This window comes from Paraburkholderia sp. JPY465 (assembly GCF_050436725.1).
In the GTDB taxonomy this organism is placed as follows: domain Bacteria; phylum Pseudomonadota; class Gammaproteobacteria; order Burkholderiales; family Burkholderiaceae; genus Paraburkholderia; species Paraburkholderia youngii.
Window position 1 is genome coordinate 1,088,226 of the sequence record NZ_JBNDMT010000003.1, and the last position, 11,681, is coordinate 1,099,906.

Below are 11,681 nucleotides of genomic sequence, written 5' to 3' on the forward strand. Positions count from 1 at the left end.
CTCACACTGCGATCGCGCGCAGTAGTTCTGTCTCGACCTGAATTTGCAGGCGATTGTCCGACAGGCTGTGCCCTTCGAGCAGGAACACGTCCTCGACGCGTTCGCCGAGCGTATTGATCCGCGCCGAGGCGACGCCGACCCGGTGCTCGGCCAGCACGCGCGCGATCGAATAAAGAAGGCCCGGCCGGTCGTTCGCCGACACGGACAGGATGTAGTATTGGCCCCGCTCATCGGCCCGCAGGTCGACGCGCGGCGTAATCGGGAAGGTGCGCGACAGCCGCGACAGCCGGCCCTTCGACGGTCCCGGCAGCAAGGTGCCGTGGCCCGCGAGACGCGCGGTCAGCTCCTGCTCGACCAGATTGGCGATGTCGCGATAGTGCACGTCCTCTTCGGTGTGCGTGACGAGGAAGTTGTCGAGCGCGTAGCCGTGGCGCGTCGTGCTGACGCGCGCATCGAGCACCGACAGGCCGTTGCGGTCGAAATACGCGCAGATGCCCGCGAACAGATCGGGCTGGTCCTTCACGTAGACGAGCACCTGCAGCGCGTCGCCGATCGGCGACGGCCGCGCGCGCACGAGCGGCGTCGGCGTTTCGACGTGGCGGTACAGCACGCGCGTTTGCCACGCGATGTCCGCCGCGTCGTGGCGCAGGAAGTAGCCGACGTCAAGCTTGTCCCACAGCGCCCGTTGCGCGCCTTCCGGCACGGTTTCGAGACGCAGCAGCGCGAGCGCTTCTTCCTTGCGCGACTTCAGCTCCGAATGTTCGTCCGGTTGAGCGCCGCCCAGCACGGCGAGGGTGGTGCGGTAGAGGTCTTCGAGCAGCTTGCCTTTCCACGTGTTCCAGACCTTCGGGCTGGTACCGCGGATGTCGGCGACGGTCAGCAGATAGAGCGCGGTCAGACGCCGCTCGGTGCCGACCAGCTCGGCGAAGCGCTTGATCACTTCGGGGTCGCTGGTGTCCTGCTTCTGCGCGACCTGGCTCATCGTCAGATGCTGCTGCACTAGCCACACGACCAGTTCGCCATCCTCGCCTTCGATGCCGTGCTGCCGGCAGAAGCGCCGCGCGTCGGCCATGCCCAGCGTGGAGTGATCGCCCCCGCGGCCTTTCGCGATGTCATGAAACAGCGCGGCCACGTACAGGACCCACGGCCGGTCGAAGTTGGCGATCAACTGGCTGCAGAACGGGTATTCGTGCGCATGCTCGGCGATCGCGAAGCGGCGCAGATTGCGCAGCACCATCAGGATGTGCTGATCGACGGTGTACACGTGATACAGGTCGTGCTGCATCTGCCCGACGATGCGCCGGAAATTCAGCAGATAACGCCCGAGCACGCTGGTCTGGTTCATCAGGCGGAACGCATGCGTGATGCCGGCCGGCTGCTTCAGGATTTCCATGAAGAGCCGGCGGTTTTCCGGATCGCGCCGCCAATGCTGGTCCATCACATCACGGGCGTTGTAGATTGCGCGCAGCGTGCGTGCCGACAGACCCTTCACGCCGGGGGTGCGCTCGTAAAGCAGAAACGCTTCGAGGATCGCGTTCGGCTCGCGCTGGAACACGTCGTCGGACGTGATTTCGAGCATGCCCTGCTTTTCGACGAAGCGATCCGACAGCACGCGCGTGATGCCGCTCGTGGTCGGAAACAGCTGCGCCTCGATGTTCTGGATCAGGATCGTCGCGAGCTGCGTGACCGCTTTCGCGGCCCAGTAGTAGCGGCGCATGAGTTGCTCGCTCGCGCGCTTGGTCGCGGTCGGCTTGAAGCCGAAGCTCTCGGCGACCGGCGTCTGCAGATCGAACACCAGGATGTCCTGACGGCGCCCGGCGATCACATGCAGCCGCGCGCGCAGCGCCTTCAGGAAGCCCTCGTTGCGGCGCAGTTCGCGCGCCTCGCGCTCGGTGATGAGCCCGCGCGCTTCGAGCTCGCGCCAACTGCTGCCGAACCCGGCCGCCTGCGTGATCCACAGGATCAGCTGCAGATCGCGCAGCCCGCCCGGGCTTTCCTTGATGTTCGGCTCGAGCGCGTACGGCGTGTCCTGAAACTTCGCGTGACGCTGACGCATTTCGAGGACCTTCGCCTGGAAGAACGCCTTCGGGTCGAGCACCGCACGGTAGCGTTGGGCGAAATCGTCGAACAGCGCGGTGCTGCCGGTGATGCGTCGCGCTTCCAGCAGCGAGGTACGCACCGTGACGTCGTTGGCCGCTTCCTCGAGGCATTGCGACACGCTGCGCACGCTGCTGCCGAGTTCCAGCCCGAGATCCCACGCGAGGCTGATGAAGCGCTCGATGCGCGCCTCCAGATGCTCGAGCCGCGTGTCGGGCAGCAGCACCAGGATGTCGATGTCGGAGTGCGGCGCGAGTTCGCCGCGCCCATAGCCGCCGACCGCGACCAGTGCGAGATCGTCGGGCAGCTCGCAGGTGTCCCAGGCGGCGCGCAGCGAATGGTCCGTGGCGCGCGCGAGCGCGGCCATCAACGCGTCGACGTTGGTGGCCGTTCGAAAGCGTTCCAGCAACTGGGCTTTGGCCACTTTGTAGTCCGCCTTGAGCGACGAGGCATGGGAGGGGGCGACGGCTGGAACGCTACTCATTGGCAGACGGAAGGTGAGGTCGGAATCGGTCAGGCGGTAGCCGCGACCACAGGCGGACGCGCGGGCGTACCGGCCGACACGGTCAGCACGTCGTAGCCGGTCTCCGTGACGAGCACGGTGTGCTCCCACTGGGCGGACAGGCTGCGGTCCTTGGTCTTGACGGTCCACTGGTCGGGCATCGTGCGGATGTCGCGGCGGCCGGCGTTGATCATCGGCTCGATCGTGAAGATCATGCCGGCCTGCAGTTCGAGCCCGGTGCCGGGGCGGCCATAGTGCAGGATTTGCGGGTCTTCGTGGAACACGGTGCCGATGCCGTGGCCGCAATATTCGCGCACCACGCTGTAGCCGAGGCCTTCGGCGTGCTTCTGGATCGCATAGCCGATGTCGCCGAGATGGGCGCCGGGGCGCACCTGGTCGATGCCGAGCCACATGCACTCGAAGGTAGCCTGCACGAGGCGCTTCGCCATGATCGACCCTTCGCCGACGATGAACATGCGGCTGGTGTCGCCGAAGTAGCCGTCCTTGATGACGGTGATGTCGATGTTCAGCGCGTCGCCGTTTTTCAGGGCCTTGTCGCCCGGAATGCCGTGGCAGATCACGTCGTTGACGGAAATGCAGGTGGCCTTCGGGTACGGCGGGTAGCCGGGCGGCTGGTAATTCAGCGGCGCGGGGACCGTGCCCTGGTCCTTCAGCATGTATTCGTGGCACAGGCGGTCGAGCTCGCCCGTCGTGACGCCGGCCTTGACGAACGGCGTGATGTAGTCGAGCACTTCGCTCGCGAGCCGACAGGCGACGCGCATCTTCGCGATGTCGTCTTCGTTTTTGATGGTGATAGCCATGGTTTCCTCGGAAGCCTTGCTGGATAAGGCTCGCTGGGTGTGACGGTGGCCTGGCGGAGGGCGTCTTCCGGACACGGCATGCCGGTCGATCGTCGACGATCCCCCGCGCGTGGCGGAATCGAGCCATTTTACAGCAGTGGGGGCGGGCTCGTTGCGCTGGATCGGGCGGTAATGGGCTAAAAGCGATCCAAATCGGCCAATTGGTGGGCCATTGGACGGGAAGCGGGGATTCGTGGCCTGGCTGTGCGCTGCGGTGCGGATGGCTATCGGCCGGTGGTTGGGTCGGTTGAGTCAGTCGATAGTCGCGTGCTATACTCTTTGGCTAAGTCGGTCCTAGTCCGTTTTTATTCGAACCAGGCAGAACCGGCTTCTCGCGGCAATTCGGTTGCTGGCGTCGTGAGTCAAGGAAAGCAGTATCAGGCAACCAATTCGCAAGCCGGCGCACCCAGGGTGCCGCCGCGTTCCAGCCAAAATAGAGGCGGGCGCGGCCGTACGGCAGCCGGCTTAAGACCCAACCCTCGTGGAGAATTTCATGGCAGTTACGATGCGTCAAATGCTGGAAGCAGGTGTCCACTTCGGTCACCAGACCCGTTTCTGGAACCCGAAGATGGCTCCCTTCATTTTCGGTCATCGCAACAAGATTCACATCATCAACCTTGAAAAGACGCTGCCGATGTACAACGACGCGCTGAAGTACGCGCGTCAGCTGGCATCGAACCGCGGCACGATCTTGTTCGTCGGTACGAAGCGTCAATCGCGCGACACGATCGCCCAGGAAGCGCAGCGCGCTGGCATGCCGTTCGTGAACGCACGCTGGCTCGGCGGTATGCTGACCAACTTCAAGACGCTGAAGGTATCGATCAAGCGCCTGAAGGACATGGAAGCAGCGCTGGAAGCCGGTGAAACCGAGCGCATGAGCAAGAAGGAAGCGCTGCTGTTCGAGCGCGAAATGGCCAAGCTGCAGAAGTCGATCGGCGGCGTGAAGGACATGGGCGGCATTCCGGACGCGATCTTCGTGGTTGACGTCGGCTACCACAAGATTGCCGTGACCGAAGCGAACAAGCTCGGCATTCCGGTCATCGCCGTGGTCGATACGAACCACTCGCCGGAAGGTGTGGACTACGTGATCCCGGGTAACGACGACGCCAGCAAGGCCGTCGCCCTGTACGCGGCAGGTGTGGCCGACGCGATCCTCGAAGGCCGTGCCAATGCGGTCAACGAAGTGGTCCAGGCAGCACGTGGCGGCGACGGCGACGAGTTCGTCGAGGTCAACCCGGAAGCGTAAGGCTGCCCAGTGTCCGACATAAAAGGGGGCTTTCTACAGGCCCCCTTTTTTTAAGCCGCGACGCTTGTAACAGATGTTGTAACGGACATCTGGCAGAGTGTCCGAAGTGGCGTGGCACGCGTCGCTCGCAAAAATACGCGAAAACGCTGAAACGAATTCCTGCCGCCGGCATCGAAGTGCGGGCGGCGTGTGACAGACAGAACTCAAGGAGCAAATGATGGCGGCAATTACCGCAAGCATGGTTGCAGAACTGCGCGCGAAGACCGACGCGCCAATGATGGAATGCAAGAAGGCGCTGACGGAAGCCGACGGCGATCTGGCGCGCGCTGAAGAGTTGCTGCGTGTGAAGCTCGGCAACAAGGCGAGCAAGGCGGCATCGCGTGTGACGGCTGAAGGCGTGGTCGCATCGTTCATCGGCGGCAACGCTGGTTCGCTCGTCGAGCTGAACTGCGAAACCGACTTCGTCTCGAAGAACGACGACTTCCTCGCGTTCTCGAAGAAGGTCGCCGAGCTCGTCGCAACGCAAAACCCGGCTGATGTCGCCGCGCTGTCGGCGCTGCCGCTCGACGGCTCGACCGTCGACGCAGTCCGTCTCGCGCTGGTCGGCAAGATCGGCGAAAACATGTCGATCCGCCGTTTCGTGCGCTTTGACACCGCGAACAAGCTGGCGGCGTATCTGCACGGCACGCGCATCGGCGTGCTGGTCGAGTACACCGGCGCGGACGAGCAGGTCGGCAAGGACGTGGCGATGCACATCGCCGCGATGAAGCCGGTTTCGCTGTCGTCGGACGACGTCCCGGCGGACCTGATCGCGAAGGAACGCAGCATCGCTGAACAGAAGGCGGCCGAATCGGGCAAGCCGGCTGAAATCGTCGCCAAGATGGTCGACGGCAGCGTGCAGAAGTACCTGAAGGAAGTGTCGCTGCTGAACCAGACGTTCGTGAAGAACGACAAGCAGACGATCGAGCAGATGCTGAAGGCGGCCAACTCGAGCGTGCAGAAGTTCGCACTGTTCGTGGTCGGTGAAGGCATCGAGAAGAAGCAGGACGACTTCGCTGCGGAAGTGGCCGCTCAGGTCGCTGCTGCAAAGCAACAATAAGCGTTACCTAAGCTTCACAGCTGTACCGTTTGGCCCGCGGCGAGGCAAGACCTCGCCGCGGTCGGCAGCACCGCAAGGCCGCGCACGGGTTGACCCTCGCCGCGTGGCCGCCGCTGGGCGAACCCTTGGGTTCGCCAATTTGGCGGCGCTTGCCCGAATCAGCATTTCACCCCTACATTAGTCCCTTGTTGTTGCCCTGTTCTGCGCGATCTGGATACCTCTATGCCCACTGCCTATAAACGCGTCCTGCTCAAACTCTCCGGTGAAGCTTTGATGGGCGACGATGCCTTCGGCATCAATCGCGCGACCATCGAACGAATGGTGGCGGACGTGGCCGAAGTGGTCCGTCTCGGAACGCAGCTGGCCGTGGTGATCGGCGGCGGCAATATTTTTCGTGGCGTCGCGGGCGGCGCGGCGGGTATGGACCGCGCGACGGCCGACTACATGGGTATGCTCGCCACGATGATGAACGCGCTGGCGCTGCAGGACGCGATGCGCCATGCTGGCATCGAGGCGCGCGTGCAATCCGCGCTGCGCATGGACCAGGTCGTCGAGCCGTATATCCGCCCCCGCGCGATCCGCCAGCTCGAGGAAGGCAAGGTCGTGATTTTCGCGGCCGGCACCGGCAACCCGTTCTTCACGACCGACACGGCCGCTGCATTGCGCGGCTCGGAAATCGGCGCGGAAGTGGTGCTGAAGGCAACCAAGGTGGACGGCGTCTATTCGGCCGACCCGAAGAAGGATTCGAGCGCGACCCGTTACACCACGATCAGCTTCGACGAGGCAATCGGCCGCAATCTGCAGGTGATGGACGCGACGGCTTTTGCGCTGTGCCGCGACCAGAAGCTGCCGATCCGCGTGTTTTCGATCGTCAAACCCGGTGCGCTCAAGCGCATCGTGCTAGGTGAGGACGAGGGCACCCTCGTCCACGTGTAAACTTCGTTTACATTACATGGGCTTTGACGCGAGCCCGGGCCGCCGCATCACGCGTGCCGGGCGGCTCGCACCGTTTTGAAGGTTCGGAGGTTTAAAAATGTCTGTGGCTGATATCAGGAAGGGCGCTGAACAGAAGATGCAGCGCTCCATCGACGCGTTCAAGAATGACCTGTCGAAGATCCGCACTGGCCGTGCGCACACGGGCCTGCTCGATCATATCCAGTGCGACTACTACGGCTCGCCGGTGCCGATTTCGCAGGTCGCGAACCTGACGCTGATCGACGCTCGCACGATCGGTGTGCAGCCGTGGGAAAAGAAGATGGTCCAGGTCGTCGAAAAGGCGATCCGCGAGTCGGACCTCGGTCTGAACCCGGCCACGCACGGCGACGTGATCCGCGTTCCGATGCCCGCGCTGACCGAAGAGCGTCGCCGCGAACTGACCAAGGTGGTGCGCAGCGAAGCTGAAACGGCCAAGGTGGCCGTGCGCAACCTGCGTCGCGACGCCAACGAGCAACTGAAGAAGCTCGTCAAGGACAAGGAAATTTCTGAAGACGACGAGCGTCGTGCCGGCGACGACGTCCAGAAGCTGACGGACAAGTTCGTCGCTGAAATCGACAAGCTCGTCACGACGAAAGAAGCTGAGATCATGACGGTCTGACGCCGTTCGGCTCAGCCTTTCTGATTTCCACTTCTTTACTGGCATTACTGTCCCGACGGCCATGACCTATACCAGCTCAACCGTGCGCGTGCCTGAAGTCGCCGCGGTGCCGCGACACATCGCGATCATCATGGATGGCAACGGCCGTTGGGCCACCCAGCGGCGTCTGCCGCGCGTGGCGGGCCATACGCGCGGCGTCGACGCGGTGCGGGCGGCCGTCGAGGCGTGCGCGCGGCGGGGCGTCGAATATCTGACGCTGTTCGCGTTCAGCTCGGAAAACTGGCGCCGTCCGAACGAGGAGGTGTCGTTCCTGATGCGCCTGTTCGTCACCGCGCTCGAGCGCGAGATTGGCAAGTTGCACGCGAACGGCATCCGTTTGCACGTGGTCGGCGACCTCGCGCGTTTCGACGACAAGATCCGTGATCTGATCAAGCGTGCGGAAACCAAGACCGCGCGCAATACCCGCCTTACGCTGACCATCGCCGCGAACTACGGCGGCCGCTGGGACATCATGCAAGCCACCCGCAAGCTCGTCGAGCAAGCGGCGGCGACCGGCAAACCGGTCGAGGTCAACGAGGACGCGTTCGCCGAGCATCTGTCGATGGCTTATGCGCCCGAGCCCGACCTGTTCATCCGCACCGGCGGCGAGCGCCGCGTCAGCAACTTCCTGCTGTGGCAGCTCGCCTACACCGAGTTCTATTTCACCGACACGTTCTGGCCGGATTTCGACGCCGACGCGCTCGGTCACGCCATCGCTTCGTACGCCGAGCGCGAACGCCGCTTCGGCCGCACCAGTGCTCAGCTCGAGCCGCAATCGCAGAACGTCGATTCGCTTCCATGCTAAAAACCCGTGTCATCACGGCGATCGTGCTGCTGGCAGTGTTCCTGCCTGTCACGCTGTTCGCGCCGGTCGGCGCGTTCGGCGCGCTGATCGCGTTCGTCGTCGTGTTCGCCGCGTGGGAGTGGGCACGCCTGCTGAAGCTCGGCGGCGCGGGTCCGGTGCTGTACGCGCTCGTCGCGGCACTCGGGCTTGTCACCAGCACGCGGCTGGGCATCGGCACCGAGCATGCACGGCCATTCTTTCAGGCGGCGGCGATTTTCTGGGTGATTGGCGGCCCATTCGTGCTGCTGCGCAAGCCCGTGCTCGCGCAGGGCGCCTGGCGCGCCTTTCTGTTTCTTGCCGGTATCGTCGGTTTCATCGCGTGCTGGCATGCTCTCGTCGCAGCACGCATGCTGGGTGTGCCGTTCGTGCTGTCGCTGCTGCTGTTGGTATGGCTCGCCGATATCGGCGCATACTTCTCGGGGAAGGCGTTTGGCAAGCACAAGCTGGCACCCGCCATCAGTCCGGGTAAAACCTGGGAGGGCGCGATCGGCGGCTGGTTGCTGGTCATGATCGTCGCGGCGGCGGCGATCTTTTTGCACGCGTTCGAGCCGACCCTGTATTCTGCGCTGCTGGCGCAACTGGGCGCGCTACGCACGGTGCTCGCGCTGACCCTGCTGGTGGTTTTCAGCGTGGTCGGCGATCTGTTCGAATCGATAATGAAACGCCAGGCCGGCGTCAAAGACTCGAGCGGCCTGTTGCCGGGGCACGGCGGCGTGCTCGATCGCATCGACGCGTTGTTGCCGGTGCTGCCGCTCGCGATGCTGCTGCTCGGCTAGAGAAAGAGATATGCAAAAACGTCTGACATTGCTCGGTTCCACGGGCTCGATTGGAGACAGTACGCTCGACGTGGTCGCGCGCCATCCCGAGCGTTTTTCCATTTACGCGCTGAGCGCGCATCGCAACGGCGACAAGCTCGTCGAGCAATGCCTGCGCTTCGCGCCCGAAGTGGCGGTGGTCGGCGACGCCGACACGGCCGCGAAGGTCGCCGCGAAGCTGCGCGATGCGGGCAGCAAGACAGAGGTCACATACGGACCGCAGGCGCTCGTCGACGTCGCGAAGAGCGAGGGCTGCGACACCGTGGTCGCAGCGATCGTCGGCGCAGCGGGTCTCGCGCCGAGCCTTGCCGCGGCCCGCTCCGGCAAACGCATCCTGCTCGCGAACAAGGAAGCGCTGGTGATGTCCGGCGCGATCTTCATGGACGCGGTGCACGACAACGGCGCGGTCCTGCTGCCGGTCGACAGCGAACACAACGCGATTTTCCAATGCCTGCCGCGCGAGGCATCGCTGCACGGCGGCGTTTCCAAGATCATCCTGACCGCGTCCGGCGGCCCGTTCCGCACGCGCGAACCGGCCACGCTCGTCGACGTGACGCCTGACGAAGCCTGCAAGCATCCGAATTGGGTGATGGGCCGCAAGATCTCGGTCGACTCGGCGACGATGATGAACAAGGGCCTCGAAGTGATCGAGGCACATTGGCTGTTCGATCTGCCCGGCGAGCGCATCGACGTGCTGATCCATCCGCAGAGCGTGATCCATTCGCTGGTGTCGTACGCGGACGGCTCGGTGCTCGCGCAGCTCGGCAACCCCGACATGCGCACGCCGATCGCGCACGCGCTCGCGTTCCCGGATCGTGTCGATTCGGGCGTCGCGCAGCTCGATCTCGCGGAGATCGCGTCGTTGTCGTTCGAGAAACCCGACTACGCGCGCTTCCCGTGCCTCGCGCTCGCGATGAAGGCGCTGGCTGAAGGCGGTGTCGCGAGCGCGGCGTTGAACGCCGCCAACGAGATCGCGGTGGAGGCGTTCCTCGCGCGCCGCATCGGCTTCATGGCGATTGCGCAGGTGGTCGACTCGGTGCTGAACGCATTGCCGAACCGCAGCGCGCACGCGCTCGACGACGTCATCGAAGCGGACGCCGCCGCGCGCCGTGCTGCTACCGAATTCATCGCGCGTCTGCCCGACGGCGTTCGTCGCACGGAACGCGCCGTCCAGTGAGGCGTTTATGAATCTGCTGATCGAACTGCTCGCTTTCGCGGTTGCGATTGGCGTACTCGTGGTGGTCCACGAGTACGGGCACTACAGCGTCGCGCGTCTGTGCGGCGTGAAGGTGCTGCGTTTTTCGATTGGCTTCGGCAAGCCGCTGGTTCAGTGGGTCAGTCAGAAGACGGGCACCGAGTGGACGATTGCCGCGCTGCCGCTAGGCGGCTACGTGAAGATGCTCGACGAGCGCGAGGCCGGCCCCGGCTCGGTTCCCGACGCGGATCTGCCGCATGCGTTCAACCGCCAGTCGGTGTGGCGGCGCTTCGCGATCGTCGCGGCCGGTCCGGTCGCGAATTTCCTGCTTGCGATCTTGCTGTTCGCGCTCGTGTTCGCGACAGGCGTGACCGAACCGGCGGCCGTGATCGCGACGCCCGCGCCGAACACACCCGCCGCGCTGGCGGGCTTCGAGGGCGGCGAGACGATCGTCGGTGTGCGCACCGGCCATAGCGACGAGACCGAGCCGGTGCGCTCGTGGTCGGATCTGCGCTGGAAGTTGCTCGGTGCCGCGTTCGATCAGCAGCGCATCGTGCTCAGTGCAAAAGACGCGCACGGCACCTCCGATTTTCCGATGGACCTGCGCGGCATCGGCGAGAAAGACGTCGACGACGATCTGATGTCCCGCCTCGGCTTCGAGCCAGGTGGCGGCAAGCTGACGGTGGCCGGCGTGCAGGCGGGCAGCGCCGCGCAGAAGGCGGGGCTCGTCGCGGGCGACCGACTACGCGCGATCAACGGTACGCCGACCGATAGTGCCGCGGCCTTCATCGCCTTTGTAAAATCGCACGCCGGCGTGCCGGTCACGCTGCGGGTGGAGCGCGGCGGCCGCGGCGGACATGCGGCCGGCACGCTCGAAGAGATCACGATCGTGCCGCAACTGCAGCGCGATGCGGCGAGCGGGCAGCAGATCGGCCGCATCGGCGCGGAGCTGGCGACCCAGGTGCCGTCGATCGACGTGCGCTACGGCCCGCTCGAGAGCCTACGCCTCGGCGCGCGCCGCACGTGGGACCTCGCGGTGTACTCGGTGCGGATGTTTGGCCGGATGATCGTCGGCGAGGCATCGCTGAAGAACCTGTCCGGTCCGGTGACGATTGCCGACTACGCGGGAAAGAGCGCACGTCTGGGTCCTTCCGCGTTTTTGTCGTTCCTGGCCCTTGTCAGCATTAGCCTCGGCGTGCTGAACCTGCTACCAATTCCGGTATTGGACGGGGGTCATCTGTTATATTATTTGGTTGAAGCTGTGACCGGTAAAGTTGTCTCTGATCGCTGGCAACTCGTTTTTCAGAGGGCGGGTCTTGCCTGCATCGTCGCGTTGTCGGCGATTGCGCTGTTCAACGATCTGGCTCGTTTAATCCATTTTTAAAGTGTC

The 11,681-nt window shown here is 64.3% G+C and carries 10 protein-coding genes; 8 read left to right on the plus strand and 2 right to left on the minus strand.

Features of this window, described 5'->3' with window-relative positions:
• Position 1 precedes the first annotated feature (1 nt).
• Both QFZ94_RS19610 and map read right to left on the minus strand, forming a co-directional pair.
• Positions 2 to 2,581 (minus strand): [protein-PII] uridylyltransferase, encoded by a 2,580-nt coding sequence (locus QFZ94_RS19610; RefSeq protein WP_368587336.1) that lies wholly within the window; start codon positions 2,579 to 2,581, stop codon positions 2 to 4.
• 29 nt (positions 2,582 to 2,610) lie between these two features.
• On the minus strand, positions 2,611 to 3,420 hold the full coding sequence (gene map / locus QFZ94_RS19615; protein ID WP_152850980.1) for a type I methionyl aminopeptidase: 810 nt from the start codon (positions 3,418 to 3,420) through the stop codon (positions 2,611 to 2,613).
• 532 nt (positions 3,421 to 3,952) lie between these two features.
• Here map and rpsB point away from each other — a divergent pair.
• The 8 genes from rpsB to rseP all read left to right on the plus strand — a co-directional run bounded on the left by rpsB (position 3,953) and on the right by rseP (position 11,675).
• Positions 3,953 to 4,705, plus strand: a complete 753-nt coding sequence (gene rpsB, locus QFZ94_RS19620; RefSeq protein ID WP_013089705.1) for a 30S ribosomal protein S2 — start codon at positions 3,953 to 3,955, stop codon at positions 4,703 to 4,705.
• A 217-nt stretch (positions 4,706 to 4,922) separates the two neighbouring features.
• Positions 4,923 to 5,804, plus strand: coding sequence for a translation elongation factor Ts (tsf, locus tag QFZ94_RS19625; protein ID WP_368587335.1), 882 nt, complete (start codon positions 4,923 to 4,925; stop codon positions 5,802 to 5,804).
• A gap of 222 nt (positions 5,805 to 6,026) precedes the next feature.
• Positions 6,027 to 6,740: a UMP kinase gene (gene pyrH / locus QFZ94_RS19630; RefSeq protein ID WP_013089703.1), complete on the plus strand. Its 714-nt coding sequence runs from the start codon at positions 6,027 to 6,029 to the stop codon at positions 6,738 to 6,740.
• A gap of 97 nt (positions 6,741 to 6,837) precedes the next feature.
• Positions 6,838 to 7,398 (plus strand): ribosome recycling factor, encoded by a 561-nt coding sequence (gene frr, locus QFZ94_RS19635; protein WP_013089702.1) that lies wholly within the window; start codon positions 6,838 to 6,840, stop codon positions 7,396 to 7,398.
• Between the two features lie 61 nt (positions 7,399 to 7,459).
• Positions 7,460 to 8,242: a polyprenyl diphosphate synthase gene (uppS, locus tag QFZ94_RS19640; protein ID WP_429458901.1), complete on the plus strand. Its 783-nt coding sequence runs from the start codon at positions 7,460 to 7,462 to the stop codon at positions 8,240 to 8,242.
• Positions 8,236 to 9,057, plus strand: coding sequence for a phosphatidate cytidylyltransferase (locus tag QFZ94_RS19645; RefSeq protein WP_368587333.1), 822 nt, complete (start codon positions 8,236 to 8,238; stop codon positions 9,055 to 9,057). The genes uppS and QFZ94_RS19645 overlap by 7 nt, the downstream gene beginning before the upstream one ends.
• Before the next feature lie 10 nt (positions 9,058 to 9,067).
• The gene (locus QFZ94_RS19650) at positions 9,068 to 10,273 is read left to right on the plus strand and encodes a 1-deoxy-D-xylulose-5-phosphate reductoisomerase (RefSeq protein ID WP_429458903.1); all 1,206 of its coding nucleotides are present in this window, start codon (positions 9,068 to 9,070) and stop codon (positions 10,271 to 10,273) included.
• A 7-nt stretch (positions 10,274 to 10,280) separates the two neighbouring features.
• Positions 10,281 to 11,675, plus strand: a complete 1,395-nt coding sequence (gene rseP, locus QFZ94_RS19655) for an RIP metalloprotease RseP (RefSeq protein ID WP_410847953.1) — start codon at positions 10,281 to 10,283, stop codon at positions 11,673 to 11,675.
• Positions 11,676 to 11,681: the final 6 nt, after the last annotated feature.